Genomic DNA, 19,357 nt, shown 5'->3' with positions numbered 1-19,357 from the left:
GCACGAACAGATTCCGCGGGTCACCGCGAGAGATTGGGGAATTGTGACGTAAGCGCCGCCAGCGCACGTCAGGACAGCGGGGACGCCCTTGTTAGCGCGTCCCCGTTTGCATTTGAAGCGCGGGTAACCGCGACTGATTCGGGAGTAGAAGATGAATAGCCGATTGATCAGTGACGCGGATCTGGTCGAGATCACGGGTAAGAAGCGCTGCTCGACACAGGTAGCATGGTTCAAACAGCAATTTGGCATTGACGTTGTGACGCGCGCCAACGGCCACATCATCATGACGTGGGCAACGTTCGAGGCACTGAGTGCCAAGAAGGCCGGTGTTCTTGCGTCATCAGCGCCGCCGGCTCGTCCGGCGCTCCATTCTGTGAGGCGGGCAGCATGAATGCGAGACGCAGACAGCGCCCCGACGGCCTGCCGAGCCGCGTCTACGTGAAGCACGGCAGCTTCTACTGGTTCAAGCCTGGCACGAACCGCTGGGTGAAGCTTTGCAGAGTCACCGACGGCGAGACAACAATGCTGGAGCGTCTCAGCAGCGAAAAGCGGAAGGCAGAGTCGGCAACCGGCTCCGGCAACATTCCTGGTCTCGTGGATGACTATGTCGACCTCCATCGGCACAAGCACAAGGAGAAGGCTTGGCCGCACTACGCGGAATACGTGAAATCGTCGTTCCGCGACGTCGACGTCGATCAGGTCGATCCAGCCTACGTCGTCGAGTTTTTAACCGACAACTGGGATGGCAAGCTGCACATGCAACGCGTGATGCGGGCTTTCCTTTCGGGCTTTTTCGCTTGGTGCATCCTCAAGCGCCACATGTCGATCAACCCCTGCCGCGAAGTGAAGCTCAAGAAGCCCAAGGCTCGCGACGTCTATATCTCTGACGGTCATTTCATCGCCATCCGAGAAGCGCTTGCCAAGGAGAAGGGAGGCCGCGATGTGCGCAGCGGTGAGATGATGCAGTGCTTCGTTGATCTCTGCTACCTGACGATGCAGCGCTCAACTGACGTGCGAAATCTCCAGTGGGCTGACGTCGACCGCGAAGCAAAGATCATCCACTTCCAACCGTCGAAAACGGCAGACTCAACCGGCGAAGCCGTCGACTGGCCGATCACGCCGGAGATTGATGCAGTGCTGGAGCGCGCCCGCACGTTCGGGAAGGTGAAGGGGAAGCACGTCATTCACTCGCTCGCCGGAAAGCCATACGGCGCCACAGCGGTCCGGAGTGCATGGGATAGGGCATGCAAAAGGGCGGGACTTGACGAGGTCGTCTACACGGTCAAGGACATCCGGGCGAAGGCACTGACGGACGCTGAGCGGGCTGGGTACACGATGGAGCAGCTTCGGGTTGCCGCCGCACACTCTGACGTCAAGACGACCGAGATTTATTTGAAATCCCGGATGACACCGACGAGCGTAGTGCGGATGAACATGCCGAAAGCTGTATGAAATGCCAGCACTGTATAAGCACTGGATATTAGACGCAGTTAGACGGGATATTAGACAAACGAAAAACGCCCCGATGGGGCGCTCCGCAACTGCTTGATACTACAGGGTTTCTTGGTCGGAGCGATAGGATTCGAACCTACGACCCTCTGATCCCAAATCAGATGCGCTACCAGGCTGCGCTACGCTCCGACGAAGAGGGCGAATTGTAGAGGGTTCTCGGCGCTGCGTCAAATAGACGCGCCAATTCTGCAAGAATTCTTGCCGATGGCTGGCACAATGGCCATGCACTCGCTTGCGATTACGCAGTTGCCGCACCCCGCAAAAGTCTCGCCGACGGTCACGCCGCCGCCACGAAAGCCCATCATAGTGGGAGGTTCAACATGCTCGAACCCGTGTCGATGAACCTGATTCTCTGGCGTCACGCCGACGCCGAAAACCTGCCCGCCACCCTCGCCCTCAGCGCGCAAGCCGATCTGGCCCGCGAACTCACCGACCGCGGCCGCAAACAAGCCGAAAAAGCCGCCCTGTGGCTGCGCGCCCGCCTCCCCGAAGACACCATCATCCTGTCCAGCCCCGCCGTACGCGCCGTTCAGACCGCGCACGCCCTCACCCCCAGCCCCCGCATCGTGCGTGATCTCGCCCCCGGTGCAAACGCCATGACCCTGCTCGGCGCCATCGACTGGCCCGGCACTGCCCAGAACGTCGTCATCGTCGGCCACCAACCCGCCCTCGGCCAACTCGCCAGCCTGCTCATCAGCGGTCAGGAAGCCTACTGGACCATCAAGAAAGCCGGCATCTGGTGGCTCGCCTCGCGTCGCCGCGAAGACGAAAGTCAGGTCGTCGTGCGCGCTGTCATCAATCCCGATTTACTTTGATTTCCAATTCACGCGAAAGCCCCGGAAAGCCAATGAAATGGCGCTTTTCGGGCATTTTCCTTAGGGCCTGCCGCGTGAATTTCCGAGTTTTGTCATAGAATTGTCGCCTCCCGTTCACGGAATCGACATTGATGCTTTTTAAAGTACGTCGCAACGCGACCGTCACAAAAAGGGCCTTTATGCGCGACCTGCCGAACCCCACCATGCCGCTCTCTTCGCTGACCCCCACGTCGCGGAGGCGTCTTCCTCGTCCTGAAACGCCTGTCAAACCGAATCTGGCTGTGGCGTGGGCACGCGACGAAAGCGAGCTTCGTGAAGCCCAACGCCTGAGATATCAGGTCTTCGCCGAAGAAATGGGCGCATCGGTCAAAGGCCCGGCAGGCCTGGACGTCGACGAATACGACCAATACTGCGATCACCTGCTCGTTCGCGATCAGGATTCGCTCAAGGTTGTCGGCACCTACCGCGTATTGCCCCCCGACCAGGCCAAGCGCCTCGGCCGTCTGTACTCCGAGAGCGAATTCGACCTCTCTCGCCTCGACCATCTGCGCCCCAAGATGCTCGAGACCGGCCGCTCGTGCGTGCACCCCGACTACCGCAACGGCGCCGTCATCATGGCCCTCTGGAGCGGCCTGGCGGAGTACATGGTGCGTAATGGCCTGGAAACCATGCTCGGCTGCGCCAGCGTGCCCATGGCTGACGGTGGTCACTACGCCGCCAGCCTCTATCGCAAGTTGCAAGACAGCGAAAGCGCCATGGCGCCCGCCGAGTACCACGCCGTGCCGCGTATCGCCCTGCCGATCAACGAACTCCAATCGGGCCTCGACGTCGAACCGCCCGCACTCGTCAAGGGCTACCTGCGCCTCGGCGCCCGCATCTGCGGTGCCCCGGCCTGGGACCCCGATTTCAATACCGCCGACTTCCTGACGATGTTCCGCCTGTCCGACATGAACCCGCGCTACGCGCGACACTTCCTCGGACCGGAACTGCTCAGCAAACTCCAAAACGCCTGATACAGGCCACGTCCTCCCCCCCAACCGATTCAGTCCGCGTCAAAAGGACAAAAAAAGCCCGGCAAATTGCCGGGCTTTTTCATGTCTGCAACACCAAGTCGATTTGTCGGATCAGCGGCGCCGTGAGGAAACCGGCAAGCGCACGAAAATGCAGCGTTCAGGCGTAAACCACCTTGTAGCGCTGACCAATCTTTTCCCACTCCTGCGCCTCACGCTGCAAGCTGTAATCGGTCAGCGGGTTCGCGTCGATCCACGTGCGCGGCACGGTCACCTCAAAGCCGTCGTCAAGACGATTCACCTCGATGCTCTCGGGCAGCGCGTCGATGCGGCGGCGACAAAACAAAACGGCCAATCGCAGGCAGAACAGCAATTGCCAGTCGACCTGCTGCGCCTGCGACGCCAGCTTGCCCAGCTTGCCGACGTGCCCCAGCAGCAACTCCGCCAGACGCGCCTGATCGGGACGCGAGAAGCCGGGCATGTCCGCATTGCTGCCGATGTAGGCCGAATGCTTGTGATAAGCGCTGTGCGAGATCGACAGCCCCATTTCGTGCAGCGACGATGCCCAGCCGAGCAGCGCTTCATCCTCTTCGCGACCGTCGTCGGCATCCGTTTCGTCGCCAGCCACCGGCAATTGCCGATACAACGCGATTGCCAGACGCCCGACGCGCTCGGTCTGCGCACGATCCACGCCATAGCGGCGCACGAACTGCTCGACCGTCACCGCACGCATGTCCTGATGCTGCGTACGGCCCAGCAAGTCGTACATCACGCCCAGACGCAGCGCAGCGTCAGTCGTCTCCATATGATCGACTTCAAGTTCGTTGAACACCGACAGCATGATCGACAGGCCGCCCGGCAACACCGGAATGCGATCCTGCTTCAAGCCGGCCAGCTTCAGACGATTAGCGTTCTCAGCCTTGATGAGCGCCCGTTTGAGCCGCTCCAGACCACCGCGCGTGAGGCCATGCACCCCGCCGTCGTTGAAGCCGTTGGCCTCCAGCAATTCGGCCAGCGCACGGGCCGTGCCCGATGAACCGATCGCCTGCGACCACCCGGCCTCGCGAAACGCCGACGAAATGATCTGGATTTCACGACGCGCCGCCAGCTCGGCCTGCTTCATCGCATAGTCGTCGACGTTGCCGCTGGGAAAGAACAAACGGCTATGACTCACACAGCCGATGTACAGACTCTCCATGATCAACGGTTCGTAATCCTGACCGATAATGAATTCCGTCGAACCGCCACCGATATCCACGACGAGCCGATTCCCCGGACAAGTCGGCACCGAATGCGCTGCGCCGGCATAAATCAGCCGCGCTTCTTCGCGTCCGGCAATCACTTCGATGGGAAACCCGAGCGCGCGCTGCGCTTCACCGAGGAAATCCTGCGCGTTCTTCGCAACGCGCAACGTGTTGGTCGCGACCGCGCGCACCTGATCGGGATGAAAACCCCGCAGCCGCTCGCCAAAGCGCTTGAGCACGTCCCAGCCGCGTTGCTGCGACGGGTGATCGAGATACTTTTCCGCGTTCAGGCCAGCGGCAAGCCTCACCGGTTCGCGCAGCGCATCCACCTGGTAGATCTGCGTGCCTGCGGAGGTTTCCTCCACCCGGCCGATGATCAGGCGAAAACTGTTCGAGCCGAGATCGACGGCCGCTAATAAAGGCGAAGGGGTACTCATGTGGGGGTGCGCCTGGGCGATGAGTGTCGAAATACGCTTTGTTGCACACGAAAAGCGTGACGCGCACTCGACAGATAAATGACGAATACGTTACAAAGTGAATATGACACGTCGTTGACAAATGTGAATGTCATATAACTGTAACAATACGGATGAAGAATTCACGCCAATCCCATGTCTTTCGCACGTTCAATATGAATTATCCGCTGCTCAATCGCGAGCTTGGCATCCTTGCGTTCAATGAACGCGTGCTCGCCCAGGCAGCCGACCCGGCCACGCCACTGCTCGAACGCCTGCGTTTTGTCTGTATCGTCAGTAGCAATCTGGATGAATTCTTCGAAATCCGCGTCGCCGGACTCAAGGAGCAGATGCGCGAAAATCCGGGCATGCTCACGCCCGACGGCATGACTTTTCAGCAAGTTTACACGCAAGTGTGTTCCCGGGCACAGGCGCTCGTGGAAAAGCAATACGCCATGTTCGGCAGCCTGATGCCCGCACTCGAGGCCGAAGGCATCGCGTTTCACCCCTCCGGCCAGTGGAACGACGCCCAAGTCGAATGGGCGCGCGACTACTTCATGCGCGAACTGGTGCCGGTACTCACGCCCATCGGGCTCGACCCGGCTCACCCGTTCCCGCGCGTTCTCAACAAAAGCCTGAACTTCGCCGTCGAACTCGAAGGTAAGGATGCATTCGGACGCGACGCGGAACTCGCGATCGTGCAAGCCCCGCGCGCCCTGCCCCGTCTGGTGCCGATGCCCGCATCCCTTGCCCCGCTGCCCAACAGCTTCGTGCTGCTCAGCTCGCTCATGCTTCGATTTTCGAGCGAACTGTTCCCGGGACTCACGGCCAAGGGCTGCCACCAGTTCCGCGTCACCCGTAACAGCGACCTGTTCGTAGACGAAGACGAAATCACGAACCTGCGCACCGCCCTGCAAGGCGAGCTGCCCGCCCGCCACCTCGGCGACGCCGTCCGGCTGGAAGTCGATTCCGGTGCGCCCGCGCGGCTCGTGCGCCGCCTGCAAACGGAATGCGGCCTGACCGACTCCGATTGCTACCGCGTGAAAGGCCCCGTCAACCTCGTGCGCCTGATGCCGCTGCCCGAGATGGTCGACCGCCCCGATCTGAAATTTGCACCGTTCGTGCCGGCGTTGCCCAAGCGCATGATCGCCTCGCCGGCCATGTTCGATCTCATCGATCAGGGCGATGTGCTGCTGCACCACCCCTACGACAGCTTCCAGCCGGTGCTGGAGCTGCTGTTGCAGGCCGCCCGTGACCCTGACGTCGTCGCCATCAAGCAGACCATCTACCGCACCGGTAACGAGTCCTCGCTGATGGATGCGCTCATGGAAGCCGCGCGCAACGGCAAGGAAGTGACTGTGGTCGTCGAGTTGCTCGCGCGCTTCGACGAGGAAACGAACATCAACTGGGCGGCGCGGCTCGAAGCGGTCGGCGCACACGTCGTGTATGGCGTGGTCGGCCACAAGTGCCACGCGAAGATGCTGTTGGTCGTGCGCCGCACGCACGAGGGCAAGAAGACATACCTCAAGCGCTACGTGCACCTTGGCACAGGCAATTACCACCCGCGCACGGCACGCCTGTACACCGACTTCGGCCTGATGACGGCCGACGAAAAGCTCTGCGCCGATGTGCATGTCGTCTTCCAGCAGCTCACCGGTATCGGCCGGCAGACGCAGTTGCACGGCCTCTGGCAGTCGCCGTTCACCATGCACACGCATCTGCTCGAAGCGATCCGGCGCGAAACGGAAGCGGCAGTGGCGGGCAAGAAGGCCCGCATCATCGCGAAGATGAACGCGTTGCTCGATCCGACGATCATTGCCGAGCTTTACAAGGCATCGCGCGCCGGCGTGAAGATCGACCTCATCGTGCGTGGCGTCTGCTCGCTGCGCGCAGGCGTGCCGGGGCTCTCGGAGAACATCACCGTGCGCTCGATCGTGGGACGTTTTCTCGAACACCACCGCATTTACTACTTCTATGCGCATGGCGACGAGAAGGTCATGCTCTCCAGCGCCGACTGGATGGAGCGCAACTTCTTCCGCCGCGTGGAAGTGGCCTTCCCCGTGCATGACAAACGCCTGAAGGCCCGCGTGATTCGCGAAGGATTGATGGTGCATCTGCGCGACAACACGTCCGCATGGCTGATGCGCCCGGATGGCAGCTACCTGCGCCGTCGCGCGGGCAAGAAGCCGTTCAACAGCCAACTGGCGCTCATGCAGGAGCTGACCCAGTACGTGCAGACGGGTAACTAACCGCGCGAACGACAAACACGCGGGCACAAAAAAGGCGTCTGACAGTTAAGTCAGACGCCTTTTTTTACGTTGGGATCGTGCCAGCCCCGTGCGGCGAACCGATCAACCGTTAGCGGCCACGTTCGACGGCGCAGCGGCCGGCAGATCGGCCGGTGCACGGTGAACCACCCGTGACGGCGGGAAATGGATGCTGAACGTGCTGCCGCGCCCTTCCTCGCTCGTCACCCGCAAGTCCGCCTGATGGCGCGTGAGCACGTGCTTGACGATGGCCAGCCCCAGCCCGGTCCCGCCCGTATCGCGCGAACGGCTGCGATCGATGCGATAGAACCGCTCGGTCAGACGCGGGATATGTTCCGCCGGAATCCCCAGCCCCGAGTCGATGACGGTAAAGCGCGCGCCACCATCGTCGGTCGCACTCCAGTCGATGCAAATCTTGCCGCCCTGCGGCGTATAGCGCACCGCATTGCTGACCAGATTACTGAACGCACTGTGCAATTCGCCTTCTGCGCCGCGCACGTCCAGCCCGTCGACGCCGGTGACCTCGATCGCATGCTGGCCTTGCGAGAGCCCTTCCGCATCGCTGCGCAGGGTGCGCATCTGCACGCCCATGTCGATCCGCTCATCCGAAGGCGGCTTGCCACTGCCTTCGAGCTTGGCCAGCGTGAGCAGGTCGTTCACGATGCTCTGCATGCGCGATGCCTGCTGACGCATGATCTCGACATAACGCTGAATTTCGTCTGCGGAGAGGGGCAGCTCACCCACTGTCTCCAGAAAGCCGGAGAGCACCGTCAGCGGCGTCTTCAACTCGTGCGAGACGTTAGCCACGAAGTCGCGGCGCATGGCGTCCGTGCGTTCCAGATCGGTCACATCGAGCGAGATGATCAGCTTGCGGTTGTCGCCATACGGAAACACCTGCATCGAGAGCACGTTGTTCCGCTTCACGCCCATGTGCTGCATGATCAGCGCCTCGTCATACCGCTCGGACGAGAGGTAATGCACGAAGGCGGGGGTGCGCAGCAAATGGGTGATCTGTTGGCGCAGATCGCGCTTGGCGTCGATGCCGAAGTGCGTCTCGGCAATCGCGTTGCACCACTCGATCTGGTTATGCTCGTCGAGCATGATCACGCCGTTGGGCGAGGCCTGAATGGCCTGAATGAAGCGTGCGTGCTGCTGCTCGACCTGCTTGACCTGGTTGTGCCAGCGCTTCGCGAGCTTGTGCAGCCGGTAGTAGATTTCGCCCCACAGGCCGAGCGCGCTCGGCACTTCCCCGTAGACCGGGGCATCGAGCAGACGCCAGAGGCGTTGCGCGTGGTAGACGTTGAAGAAAAGCTGCACCACCAGCAGGAAAATTGCGGTGACGTAGCCTGCGCGCGCGCCGAGCAGCCAGCCCACGGCCACGGAAATGGCCGCTTGCAGGATCAGGAACGCCAGCGCACGGGCCCAAATGATATTCATAGACGATGCACAGGGGTTTGCCGCCGCTGCCCGGTGCTGACGAGACGATCACACGCCATCGTCAGTCGCAGGGGAGAACGACGGCTGACGGCGCCGACGGCGCACGTCAGGGTTCAGCCTCGGAGCGCCCAGAGCGCCTTAGACCGACTTCGTCAGGCGGTAGCCGCTGCCGCGTACGGTCTCGATCATAGCATCGTGCCCGGCAGGCTTGAGCGCAGCCCGAAGACGCTTGATGTGCACGTCCACGGTGCGCTCTTCCACGAACACGTGATCGCCCCACACCTGATCGAGCAACTGCGAGCGGCTGTGCACGCGCTCCGGATGCGTCATGAAGAAGTGCAGCAGACGGAACTCCGTCGGGCCCAGATCGAGCTTGATGTCGCCGCTCGTCTGATGGCTCGTCACACGGTGCGTGGCCGGGTCGAGCTTCAGGCCGTTCACGCTGACCACATCTTCGGTCAACTGCGGCGCACGGCGGCGCAACACCGCCTTGATACGTGCCATCAATTCCTTGGGCGAAAACGGCTTGGTGACATAGTCGTCCGCGCCGATCTCCAGACCCATCACCTTGTCCTGCTCTTCGCTGCGCGCGGTGAGCATGATGATGGGCACGTGCTTGGTGCGCTCGTTCGCCCGCAGTTCGCGCGCGAAGGTCACGCCCGACTTGCCGGGCAGCATCCAGTCGAGCAGAACGAGATCCGGCAGGACGTCGCTAATCAGCGTGAGCGCCTGCTCGGCGTTGTACGCCCGGATCGGATAGTGACCCGCATGTTGCAGATTAACGGAGATCAGCTCGGAAATCGCCGGCTCGTCTTCTACGATCAGAATGCTGCTGGGCATCGGTTGCCTCTCAAACCTTCAGTAATGTCGAGCTTGTTATTCGCCTTGCACTTTGCGCTGCAAATCTTCGCGCGAAATGTGCCGGACGTCGGTGCCCTTGACGATGTAAATGATGAATTCGGCGATGTTCTTCGCGTGGTCGCCGATACGCTCGATGGCCTTGGCGATGAACAGGAAATCCAGGCCGGCCGAGATGGTGCGCGGGTCTTCCATCATGTACGTGACCAATTTTCGCACGAAGCCACGGAATTCATTGTCGATGGCCTTGTCGTCGCGCACGATTTCGGCCGCCGCCACGATGTCCAGACGCGCAAACGCGTCCAGCGTGCGACGCAGCAACTGCGCTGCCATTTCGCCCGAGAGCTTGATCTCGGCGAAATTCACGCTCTGTGCCGCACCGTCTTCAAGCAGGTGACGCGTGCGCTTGGCGATCTTCTCGGCCTCGTCGCCTGCGCGCTCGAGGTTGGTGATCGTCTTCGAAATCGAGAGCAGCAGCCGCAGATCGCGCGCGGTCGGCTGGCGACGCGCAATGATCTTGCTGCACTCTTCGTCGATCTCGACTTCCAGCGTGTTGAGACGGTGCTCGTTGGCGATCACTTCGTCGACCAATGCACGGTCGAACCCGATGAGGCCCTGCATGGCGGTGACGATCTGCGATTCGACCAGGCCGCCCATCTCGAGGACGCGCGAGCAAACCTGATTCAGGTCGGAATCGAACTGGCTGGAAAGGTGTTTATCGTTCATGTCGCAGGTTTCCTCGTGGGGATCAACCAAAACGGCCGGTGATGTAGTCTTCGGTTTCTTTACGGTCCGGCTTGATGAAGATCTTCTCGGTTTCGCCGAATTCGATCAGTTCGCCCAGATACATGTAAGCCGTGTAGTCCGAACAACGTGCCGCCTGCTGCATGTTGTGCGTGACGATCACCACGGTGTAGTCATCCTTGAGTTCGGCAATCAGCTCTTCGATGCGGCCCGTGGAAATCGGGTCGAGCGCCGAGCACGGCTCGTCGAGCAGCAGCACTTCGGGGCGAATCGCGATACCGCGCGCAATGCACAGACGCTGTTGCTGACCGCCCGACAGGCCGTAGCCCGACTGTTGCAGCTTGTCTTTGACTTCGCTCCACAGCGCCGCCTTGGTCAGCGCCCACTCCACGCGATCGTCCATTTCCGAGCGCGAGAGCTTCTCGAACAGGCGCACGCCGAACGAGATGTTGTCGTAAATCGACATCGGGAACGGCGTCGGCTTCTGGAACACCATGCCGACCTTGGCGCGCAGCAGCGCGATGTCCTGCTTCGACGTCAGCAGGTTTTCGCCGTCCATGTTGATTTCGCCCTCGGCGCGTTGCTCCGGATACAGGGCGTACATCTTGTTGAACGTGCGCAGCAGCGTGGACTTGCCGCAACCCGACGGGCCGATGAAGGCCGTGACCTTGCGGTCGGGAATGCGCAGGTTGATGTTCTTGAGCGCGTGGTATTTCTCGTAGAAGAAGTTCAGGTTCTTGACTTCGATCTTCGAGGGCAGCTTGATTTCTTGTGTCGGATTCGTCATGGTCTGTCTCAGCCGTCAGGTATGCGTTATGTCGTCGCGTCGTTTGTTGTCGCGTTCGGTTACTTCTTCGCGAACAGCGTGCGCGCCAGAATGTTCAGGAACAGCACACCAAGGGTGATGATGAACACGCCTGCCCAGGCAAGCGCCTGCCACTCCGCAAACGGGCTCATGGCAAATTTGAAGATGGTGACCGGCAGGTTGGCCATCGGCTGGTTCAGGTTCAGCGACCAGAACTGATTCGAGAGCGCCGTGAACAGCAGCGGTGCAGTCTCGCCGGCGATACGCGCCACGGCCAGCAACACGCCCGTCACGATACCGGCCATCGACGCCTTCAACGTGATCTTCACGATAATGCGCCACTTCGGCGTACCCAGTGCGAAGGCCGCTTCACGCAGGTTGTTCGGCACCAGCTTGAGCATGTTCTCGGTCGTGCGAATCACGATCGGCACTTGCAGCAGCGCGAGCGCGATGATGCCGGCCCATGCCGAGAAGTGACCCATCTGCGCGACCACCAGAGCGTAGACGAACAAGCCGATCACGATCGACGGCGCCGACAGCAGAATGTCGTTGATGAAGCGCGTGATGCTTGCCAGCCACGACTTCTGGCCGTATTCCGCCAGATACACACCGGCCAGAATGCCCAGCGGCGTGCCGATCAGCGTAGCCACGCCGACCATGATCAGGCTGCCGGCGATGGCGTTGGCAAGACCCCCGCCCGCCGTATTCGGCGGCGGCGTCATTTCGGTGAACAGCGACAGCGACAGGCCGCCGATGCCCAGCGAGAGCGTGGTGTAGAGAATCCACAGCAGCCAGAGCAGGCCGAAGGCCATCGCCGCGAGCGACATCGCGATCGCGAAGACGTTTTTGCGGCGGCGGTAGGCTTGCAGCCGCACGCGGGTAAAGGCGTCGGTAGGCTTCACGTCGGGCGTTTCCAATTCGAGCGCTTGTTGGGTCATTTATTTACCTTCGCCCTTTTCGAGGCGCAGCAGCATGAGCTTGGACAGCGCCAGCACCACAAAGGTGATGAAGAACAAAATCAGGCCGAGTTCCATCAAGGCCGCGGTATGCAGACCCGGGCCGGCTTCGGCGAATTCGTTGGCGAGTGCCGAGGTAATGCTGTTCCCCGGCGAGTACAGCGAAACGTTATCGAGCAGGTTCGTGTTACCGATCACGAACGTGACGGCCATGGTCTCGCCGAGCGCGCGGCCCAGACCGAGCATGACGCCGCCGATGACACCCGTCTTCGTGAAGGGCAGCACCACGCGCCACATCACTTCCCACGTGGTGCAGCCGATACCGTAGGCCGATTCCTTGAGCAGCACGGGCGTCACTTCGAACACGTCGCGCATGACCGAGGCGACGTACGGAATGATCATGATCGCGAGGATCACGCCGGCCGGCAGGATACCGATGCCCAGCGGCGGGCCCTGAAACAACGCGCCGATCACCGGCACGTTGCCAAGCAGGCCTTGCAGCGGCTTCTGGAAGTACTGGCTGAAGATCGGAGCGAAAACCAGCAGACCCCACATCCCGTAGACGATGCTCGGAATAGCGGCCAGCAGCTCGATGGCGGTGCCCAGCGGGCGACGCAGCCATACGGGCGAGAGTTCAGTGAGAAACAGCGCAATGCCGAAGCTGACCGGCACAGCGATAAGAAGCGCGATGATCGACGTCACGATCGTGCCGTAGATCGGCACCAGTGCCCCGAACTGTTCAGCAGGGGGATCCCATTCTTTCGTCCACAGGAACGCGAAGCCGAACTTCTGGATGGACGGCAGTGCGCTCACGATGAGCGACACGATGATTCCGCCCAGCAGGAGCAGCGTGATAACGGCGGCGGCGCGGGCGATCAGTGCGAAAAGGATGTCGCCAGCGGAAGACGGAGCCCGCTGCGTAGCGGCGCCCGGCGTTGCGAGGGGGCTGGTGGCTTCTGCCATGATGTCGTCTCTTTCGTGAGACGCGCCGCCAGCCGTTGCCGGATCAACCATCAGGCGGCGGCGCGGGCGGCGCGGATAAAGCAGGTCTGGAGCACCGCGCTACGCCGCAAAGCGTGGCACGGTGCCGGGCAGGCGTCTTAGATGCCAGCCTTGTTGGCCGAATCGGCCACCTTTGCCTTCCAGCCGGCGCGGATTTGCTTCAGGACATCTTCCGGCAGCGGAATGTAGTCCAGTTCCGTCGCGGTCTGGTTGCCGTTCTTGAACGACCAGTCGAAGAACTTCAGCACTTCGGCGCTTTGCGCTTCCTTGCCGGCGTCAGCCTTCTGGTGCAGCAGAACGAACGTGGCAGCCACGATCGGCCACGACTTTTCGCCCGGCTCGTTCGTCAGGATCTGGTAGAACGTCTTCGACCATTCGGCGTGACCGGCAGCCGTCTTGAACGTTTCGGCGTTCGGCTCGACAACCTTGCCAGCGGCGTTGGTCAGGGCCGTGTACGTCAGCTTGTTCTGCTTGGCGTAAGCCGATTCCACGTAGCCGATAGCGCCCGGCAGACGTTGCACGAAGGCGGCGACGCCGTCGTTGCCCTTACCGCCCGTACCCGTCGGCCAGTTCACCGTCGTGCCTTCGCCAACCTTGCTCTTCCATTCGGCGTTGACCTTCGACAGGTAGTTCGTGAACACGAAGCTCGTGCCCGAACCGTCGGCGCGGCGAACCACGGCGATGTCGGTATCCGGCAGCTTGACCTTCGGGTTCAACTTGGCGATGGCCGGGTCGTTCCACTTCTTGATCTTGCCCAGGTAGATGTCGCCGAGCAGTTCACCCGACAGCACCAGCTCGCCCGGCTTCACGCCCGGAACGTTGATCACCGGCACGATGCCGCCAACCACCGTCGGGAACTGGAACAGGCCTTGCTTGGCCAGCTCTTCGTCCGTCAGCGGGGCGTCAGAACCGGCGAAATCGACGGTCTTGGCTTGAATTTGCTTGATGCCGCCCGAGGAACCGATACCTTGATAGTTGACCTTGTTCGAGGTCGCCTTCTGGTACGAATCGGCCCACTTCGTGTAGATAGGGGCCGCGAACGTGCTGCCGGCGCCGGTAATCTCGCCCGCAATTGCGCCAGCGGCGAACAGTGCGCCAGCCAGGCCGGCAATCGCAGTCTTCATCAGCTTCATGGATTTCTCCGAGTGGTGTGTACAGCGTGTGGATGGCTCGAAGAATAGAGTCCGAATGTGACAATCATGTGTCATTTCCGGATATTCACCATCTGACTGTCATCTCGCCGCCCCGGGAATGTCACATTCGACACAGTGCGCGGTGTCGATGGCATTTTCGTGAAACCCAATATCGGCGCGGCTTTCGGAGCTTTCCTAAGACGATGTATCGCGATTTACGAGGGGATGGAGGGAGTGTGTCATTACCGTGACACTGTCGGAATTGATCTTACGACGGACGGCAGGCTGTCACAAATGTGACAGTGAGGGGGAACATTCCCGGCATGGGAAGGTTGGTGCTGCCGCTGCCGTCATCGGCGCCGATATCCGGTGCCGATGACGATGACGGTGACAATCACGCTGTGTTCAGGAACCGCGAGAGCTCGCCGTTCAGCGGAAGATTTCGGATTTAAGCCGCACCCTTCACGACATTGGCCAGATGCTGAGCGAACGACGTCGCTTGCGACTCGTCGCGGGCTTCGACCATCACACGCAACACCGGCTCGGTGCCCGATGCGCGAATCAATACGCGCCCCGAGTCGCCCAGCTTTGCCTCGATGGCATCGCGCTCGGCGGCCAGACGCGTATCGGCCGTCCAGTCGTAGCCGACCGGCGTACGCACGTTGATCATGTGCTGCGGGAACAGGCGTACGCCTTCGAGCAGCTTCGCCAGCGGTTTGTTGTCGGCGCGGCGAATGGCGGCGAGAACTTGCAATGCCGAGACGATACCGTCGCCGGTCGTGTGCTTGTCGAGGCACAGAATGTGACCCGAGCCTTCCGCGCCGATCTGCCAGCCGTGCTTATAGAGTTGCTCAAGCACGTAGCGATCACCGACTTTGGCCCGCACGAACGGCACGCCAAGGCCCTTCAGCGCCACTTCCACAGCCATGTTCGTCATCAACGTACCCACGGCCCCCGGCACAGTGCCGTGCTCCAGACGGTCCTTGACGAGCAGATAGAGCAACTCGTCGCCGTTATAAAGGCGGCCAGCGCCGTCGACGATCTGCACACGGTCCGCGTCGCCGTCCAGCGCGACACCGATATCGGCATGATTGGCACGCACCGCGCGCATGAGCGCGTCGGGCGAGGTTGCGCCGCAGTCTTCATTGATGTTGAAGCCATTCGGCTGATTGCCGATGGCAATGACTTCCGCGCCCAGTTCGTGGAACACGTGCGGGGCGATGTGATAGGCCGCACCGTTTGCACAATCGACCACGATCTTCACACCGCGCAAGTCGAACTCGTTCGGGAACGTGCTCTTGCAGAATTCGATGTAACGTCCGGCGGCGTCGTCCAGTCGACGGGCCTTGCCCAGTTGCTCGGAGCGCACGCAGCTCATCGGGTTGTCGAGTTCGGCCTCGATTTGCAGCTCGGTCTCGTCCGGCAGCTTGTTGCCGTTTGCCGAGAAGAACTTGATGCCGTTGTCGTGATACGGATTGTGCGAAGCACTGATTACCACACCGGCGGCGAGACGCAACGCGCGGGTGAGATAAGCCACAGCCGGCGTGGGCATCGGACCGGCCATCATCGTGTCGACGCCCGCGGCAGCAAAGCCCGCTTCCAGTGCCGCTTCCAGCATATAGCCCGAAACACGCGTGTCCTTGCCGATCAGCACAGTGGGGCGGCCCAGTAACTGGTTGCCGGCCAGCACGCGGCCTGCGGCATACCCCAATCGAAGCACGAACTCCGGCGTAATGGGCCCCTCGCCCACCGTACCGCGAATCCCGTCGGTGCCAAAATAGCGTCGTTTCATCGTTGCGTCATTCCCTGTTGGCGCGTCACGACCGTGGAAGGCCCTGCCGCGCGCTTCGTTCCTATTGCTTTCGTTGTGTACGATTTTCGTCGTCGGGCGAGGTTTGCGCTAGCTGACATTTTTGACCAAAGACGTCCCAGTCACGTCCCCTCGCCCCTGCCGCTTGCCGTTTGCGGACCGCCGCTGCCGTTTGCGGGCCGCATTCGCCAACCGCTCGCCGGCGACGGATCCAGCCGGTCCGCGATATTACTCGGCGTCGCGTACGGCGTGCCACACCTTAAGCGCGTCGACGGTTTCCGCCACATCGTGAACACGCACGATTGCTGCGCCGCGATCGGCGGCGCACATCGCGGCGGCCACGCTCGCCACCTGACGCTCCATCGGGGTCTCACGGCCGGTGATCTCACCCAGCATGCGCTTGCGCGACATGCCGACCAACAGGGGCAAGCCGTCGCGAGAGAGCACCCGCAGGTGCTTGAGCAAGGCGAGATTATGCGCAAGATTCTTGCCGAAACCGAATCCCGGATCGAGATACAGACGTTCCGGCGCAACACCTGCGGACATCATGGCGTCGACTCGACCGTCGAGAAAGGCCGCCACTTCGGTCACGACGTCGGTGTAGATCGGTGCATCCTGCATGGTTTTCGGGTCGTGCAGCATGTGCATGATGCACAGCGCCGCTTCGCTATCGCGTACGGCGTCGACGGCACCCGGCTTCTGGAAACCCCAGATGTCGTTGATCATGTCCGCACCGGCGGCCAGCACCGCGCGCATCACACCGGGCTTGTACGTGTCGACAGAGAGCGGCACGCCGCAGTCACGCAGGGCCTCCACAATCGGGACGACACGGTCAAGCTCGGCGGCTTCCGGCAACGCCTCGGCGCCCGGACGTGTGGACTCTCCGCCGATATCGAGAATGTCCACACCCTCGGCAATCAACTGCTCGGCATGCCGCAGTGCTGCGTCACGGCCGGCAAACTTGCCGCCGTCAGAGAACGAGTCGGGCGTGACATTGAGAATGCCCATGACATGCACACGCCGCGCATCGAGTCGAAATCGCGGCCCCAGGGCCAGCGTGTCGGGCTTCGCGGGCGGCGTAGTGTCACCGGCGACGGCGAACGTCATGTCGTCGGACGGGGGAACGGAAGATGTCAGCGGCTCGGTGGACATTCGGAAACTCTTGGCTCTGTAGGACCTTATCGTGTATGGCCGTAATGTTACCGGATTCACTTCGTGTATCGACCACGGAAACACTCGGTAACACGGAATTTCAGAATTCCTGACATCCCTTCATCGGACAAGTCTTCAGACACTTCATCAGACGATCGCCGCGGGTGCCAAAGCAAAAAGGCCGGCAATTTGCCGGCCTTTTTGCTGGGTACTTCCTGAACTGCTATCGGTCAACTCGCCGAATGGCGACCGTCTCAGACGGTTGCCGGCGTGTTGCTCGGCTTGAGCGGCGGATTGCCACCCGATGCACCACCGCTCGACGGACCATTCTTCGGGGGACGCGGCGGGCGCCCTTCCATGATGTCCTTGACCTGTTCCGCGTCGATCGTTTCCCAGTCCATCAGGGCTTGGGTCATCGTTTCGACCTTATCGCGGTTGTCTTCCAGCAGTTTGCGGGCCAGTGCGTATTGTTCGTCCAGAATGCGGCGAACTTCCGCGTCGACCTTCTGCTGCGTGGCTTCCGAGACCGACTTGGCCGACATCCGGCCAAACATCGAGTCCTGCTCGGTGTCGACGTAGACCATCGGGCCCAGGGCGTCAGACATACCGTAACGGGTCACCATGTCGCGAGCCAGCTTGGTGGCGCGCTCGAAGTCGTTCGAAGCGCCCGTCGACATCTTGTTCAGGAACACTTCTTCCGCTGCACGACCGCCGAACAGCATGGCGATCTGCACGAGCATCGTGTCGCGATACTCCGAGTACTTGTCGTGCTCCGGCAGCTGCATCGTCACGCCCAGCGCCCAGCCGCGCGGAATGATCGTCACCTTGTGCACCGGATCGGCGCCCGGCAGCGACATCGCCACCACTGCGTGACCCGACTCGTGGTAAGCCGTTGCCCTGCGCTCTTCGTCGCGCATGACAGCCGACTTGCGCTCCGGACCCATGAAAATCTTGTCCTTCGCGTCTTCGAAATCAAGCATCTCGACGATGCGCTTGTTACGGCGCGCGGCAAACAGCGCGGCTTCGTTCACGAGGTTGGCCAGATCGGCGCCCGACATGCCCGGCGTGCCACGTGCGATCACCGAAGCGTCGACGTCGTTCGAGATCGGCACCTTGCGCAGGTGCACCTTCAGAATCTGCTCACGGCCGCGGATATCCGGCAGACCGACGTAGACCTGACGGTCGAAACGGCCCGGACGCAGCAACGCCTTGTCCAGCACGTCCGAACGGTTCGTCGCGGCAATCACGATGACGCCCGAGTTGGCTTCGAAGCCGTCCATTTCAACGAGCATCTGGTTCAACGTCTGTTCGCGTTCGTCGTTACCGCCGCCCATACCAGCGCCACGATGACGGCCGACCGCGTCGATTTCGTCGATGAACACGATACACGGCGACTGCTTCTTGGCGTTTTCAAACATGTCGCGGACACGGGCAGCGCCCACGCCGACGAACATTTCAACGAAGTCCGAACCGGAAATGCTGAAGAACGGCACCTTCGCTTCGCCGGCAATGGCGCGCGCGAGCAACGTCTTACCGGTCCCCGGCGGGCCGACCAGCAGCACGCCGCGCGGAATACGACCGCCCAACTTCTGGAATTTCTGAGGATCTTTCAGGAAGTCGACCAGTTCGCCGACTTCATATTTGGCTTCGTCGCAACCGGCGACGTCCGCAAATGTGACCGGATTGGCGTTTTCATCGATGAGACGCGCGCGGGATTTGCCGAAGGAGAAGGCACCGCCCTTACCGCCGCCCTGCATCTGTCGCATCATGAAGAACCAGAAGCCGATGATCAGCAGCGTTGGTCCGAGGTAATACAGTGCGGACATGAGCACGTTCGGCTCGTCGTCGGCTTTACCCGAGACTTGCACGCCGTACTTCATGAGATCGCCCACCATCCAGATGTCGCCCGGCGACACGATGGTGTATTTCTGGCCGTCGCTCGGCGTCACCTGAAGGCTACGCCCTTGCACTATCACGTTCTTGATCTTGCCGTTCTTGGCATCGTCCATGAACTGGGAGTACGTCACGCCCTCCTGGACGTGCGGCTTGTCGAACTGTTTAAAAACAGTAAACAAGACCAGCGCGATGACTAACCACACCGCCGCTTTGGAAAACATATTATTGTTCAAAGCGTTGCTCCTTCATGAAATCGCTTCG

16 protein-coding genes and 1 tRNA gene are annotated in these 19,357 nt (G+C 61.3%); 5 read left to right on the top strand and 12 right to left on the bottom strand.

Going from position 1 to position 19,357, the window contains the following annotated elements; genetic code table 11:
• The first annotated feature begins 151 nt into the window (after positions 1–151).
• Both CDV44_RS04080 and CDV44_RS04075 read left to right on the top strand, forming a co-directional pair.
• Entirely contained in the window at positions 152–391 is a 240-nt protein-coding gene (locus CDV44_RS04080) for a DUF4224 domain-containing protein (protein WP_087686769.1), read from the top strand.
• Positions 388–1,452, top strand: coding sequence for a tyrosine-type recombinase/integrase (locus tag CDV44_RS04075; RefSeq protein WP_087686768.1), 1,065 nt, complete (start codon positions 388–390; stop codon positions 1,450–1,452). Before CDV44_RS04080 ends, CDV44_RS04075 begins: the two co-directional genes overlap by 4 nt.
• 112 nt (positions 1,453–1,564) lie before the next feature.
• Here CDV44_RS04075 and CDV44_RS04070 read toward each other — a convergent pair.
• Positions 1,565–1,641, bottom strand: a tRNA-Pro gene (locus CDV44_RS04070).
• 209 nt (positions 1,642–1,850) lie between these two features.
• On the opposite strand from CDV44_RS04070, the gene CDV44_RS04065 reads away from it, so the two are divergent.
• Both CDV44_RS04065 and CDV44_RS04060 read left to right on the top strand, forming a co-directional pair.
• Positions 1,851–2,327 carry a histidine phosphatase family protein gene (locus CDV44_RS04065; RefSeq protein WP_058380175.1) on the top strand — a complete coding sequence of 159 codons (477 nt, stop codon included), beginning with the start codon at positions 1,851–1,853 and terminating at the stop codon, positions 2,325–2,327.
• A 179-nt stretch (positions 2,328–2,506) separates the two neighbouring features.
• Positions 2,507–3,340 carry a GNAT family N-acetyltransferase gene (locus tag CDV44_RS04060; protein WP_058377920.1) on the top strand — a complete coding sequence of 278 codons (834 nt, stop codon included), beginning with the start codon at positions 2,507–2,509 and terminating at the stop codon, positions 3,338–3,340.
• A gap of 157 nt (positions 3,341–3,497) precedes the next feature.
• On the opposite strand, the gene ppx is transcribed toward CDV44_RS04060, so the two are convergent.
• The gene (ppx, locus tag CDV44_RS04055; RefSeq protein ID WP_087686767.1) at positions 3,498–5,018 is read right to left on the bottom strand and encodes an exopolyphosphatase; all 1,521 of its coding nucleotides are present in this window, start codon (positions 5,016–5,018) and stop codon (positions 3,498–3,500) included.
• A gap of 152 nt (positions 5,019–5,170) precedes the next feature.
• On the opposite strand from ppx, the gene ppk1 reads away from it, so the two are divergent.
• Complete coding sequence (ppk1, locus tag CDV44_RS04050) at positions 5,171–7,285, top strand: polyphosphate kinase 1 (protein WP_087686766.1); 2,115 nt, start codon at positions 5,171–5,173, stop codon at positions 7,283–7,285.
• Positions 7,286–7,387: 102 nt separating this feature from the next.
• Here the strand turns inward: ppk1 and phoR are convergent, their stop codons facing one another.
• The 10 genes from phoR to ftsH all read right to left on the bottom strand — a co-directional run bounded on the left by phoR (position 7,388) and on the right by ftsH (position 19,329).
• A complete protein-coding gene (gene phoR / locus CDV44_RS04045) occupies positions 7,388–8,740 on the bottom strand; it encodes a phosphate regulon sensor histidine kinase PhoR (protein ID WP_087686765.1) in 1,353 nt (450 codons plus the stop codon).
• Positions 8,741–8,878: 138 nt separating this feature from the next.
• Complete coding sequence (gene phoB, locus CDV44_RS04040; RefSeq protein ID WP_058377916.1) at positions 8,879–9,580, bottom strand: phosphate regulon transcriptional regulator PhoB; 702 nt, start codon at positions 9,578–9,580, stop codon at positions 8,879–8,881.
• Between the two features lie 36 nt (positions 9,581–9,616).
• Entirely contained in the window at positions 9,617–10,324 is a 708-nt protein-coding gene (gene phoU / locus CDV44_RS04035) for a phosphate signaling complex protein PhoU (protein ID WP_058377915.1), read from the bottom strand.
• Positions 10,325–10,346: 22 nt separating this feature from the next.
• Entirely contained in the window at positions 10,347–11,129 is a 783-nt protein-coding gene (pstB, locus tag CDV44_RS04030) for a phosphate ABC transporter ATP-binding protein PstB (protein ID WP_087686764.1), read from the bottom strand.
• Positions 11,130–11,188: 59 nt separating this feature from the next.
• Entirely contained in the window at positions 11,189–12,085 is an 897-nt protein-coding gene (gene pstA / locus CDV44_RS04025) for a phosphate ABC transporter permease PstA (protein ID WP_058377913.1), read from the bottom strand.
• Complete coding sequence (pstC, locus tag CDV44_RS04020) at positions 12,086–13,066, bottom strand: phosphate ABC transporter permease PstC (RefSeq protein ID WP_087686763.1); 981 nt, start codon at positions 13,064–13,066, stop codon at positions 12,086–12,088.
• 137 nt (positions 13,067–13,203) lie between these two features.
• Positions 13,204–14,238: a phosphate ABC transporter substrate-binding protein PstS gene (gene pstS, locus CDV44_RS04015; RefSeq protein ID WP_058377911.1), complete on the bottom strand. Its 1,035-nt coding sequence runs from the start codon at positions 14,236–14,238 to the stop codon at positions 13,204–13,206.
• Positions 14,239–14,686: 448 nt separating this feature from the next.
• Positions 14,687–16,030, bottom strand: coding sequence for a phosphoglucosamine mutase (gene glmM, locus CDV44_RS04010; protein WP_087686762.1), 1,344 nt, complete (start codon positions 16,028–16,030; stop codon positions 14,687–14,689).
• A gap of 246 nt (positions 16,031–16,276) precedes the next feature.
• Entirely contained in the window at positions 16,277–17,200 is a 924-nt protein-coding gene (gene folP, locus CDV44_RS04005; RefSeq protein ID WP_371328724.1) for a dihydropteroate synthase, read from the bottom strand.
• Between the two features lie 254 nt (positions 17,201–17,454).
• Positions 17,455–19,329, bottom strand: coding sequence for an ATP-dependent zinc metalloprotease FtsH (gene ftsH, locus CDV44_RS04000; protein WP_087686761.1), 1,875 nt, complete (start codon positions 19,327–19,329; stop codon positions 17,455–17,457).
• Positions 19,330–19,357: the final 28 nt, after the last annotated feature.

The sequence above is a fragment of the Pandoraea sp. PE-S2R-1 genome, assembly GCF_002179865.1.
Lineage (GTDB): Bacteria > Pseudomonadota > Gammaproteobacteria > Burkholderiales > Burkholderiaceae > Pandoraea.
The sequence above is the reverse complement of the archived record's forward strand: the minus strand, read 5'-3'. Positions and strand labels throughout refer to the sequence as shown.

Bases quoted from the DNA above. Each gene is read 5' to 3' on its own strand.
- CDV44_RS04080 (WP_087686769.1), top strand. From the start codon at position 152: ATGAATAGCCGATTGATCAGTGACGCGGATCTGGTCGAGATCACGGGT.
- CDV44_RS04075 (WP_087686768.1), top strand. From the start codon at position 388: ATGAATGCGAGACGCAGACAGCGCCCCGACGGCCTGCCGAGCCGCGTC.
- CDV44_RS04065 (WP_058380175.1), top strand. From the start codon at position 1,851: ATGAACCTGATTCTCTGGCGTCACGCCGACGCCGAAAACCTGCCCGCC.
- CDV44_RS04060 (WP_058377920.1), top strand. From the start codon at position 2,507: ATGCGCGACCTGCCGAACCCCACCATGCCGCTCTCTTCGCTGACCCCC.
- ppx (WP_087686767.1), bottom strand. From the start codon at position 5,018: ATGAGTACCCCTTCGCCTTTATTAGCGGCCGTCGATCTCGGCTCGAAC.
- ppk1 (WP_087686766.1), top strand. From the start codon at position 5,171: ATGAAGAATTCACGCCAATCCCATGTCTTTCGCACGTTCAATATGAAT.
- phoR (WP_087686765.1), bottom strand. From the start codon at position 8,740: ATGAATATCATTTGGGCCCGTGCGCTGGCGTTCCTGATCCTGCAAGCG.
- phoB (WP_058377916.1), bottom strand. From the start codon at position 9,580: ATGCCCAGCAGCATTCTGATCGTAGAAGACGAGCCGGCGATTTCCGAG.
- phoU (WP_058377915.1), bottom strand. From the start codon at position 10,324: ATGAACGATAAACACCTTTCCAGCCAGTTCGATTCCGACCTGAATCAG.
- pstB (WP_087686764.1), bottom strand. From the start codon at position 11,129: ATGACGAATCCGACACAAGAAATCAAGCTGCCCTCGAAGATCGAAGTC.
- pstA (WP_058377913.1), bottom strand. From the start codon at position 12,085: ATGACCCAACAAGCGCTCGAATTGGAAACGCCCGACGTGAAGCCTACC.
- pstC (WP_087686763.1), bottom strand. From the start codon at position 13,066: ATGGCAGAAGCCACCAGCCCCCTCGCAACGCCGGGCGCCGCTACGCAG.
- pstS (WP_058377911.1), bottom strand. From the start codon at position 14,238: ATGAAGCTGATGAAGACTGCGATTGCCGGCCTGGCTGGCGCACTGTTC.
- glmM (WP_087686762.1), bottom strand. From the start codon at position 16,030: ATGAAACGACGCTATTTTGGCACCGACGGGATTCGCGGTACGGTGGGC.
- folP (WP_371328724.1), bottom strand. From the start codon at position 17,200: ATGTCCACCGAGCCGCTGACATCTTCCGTTCCCCCGTCCGACGACATG.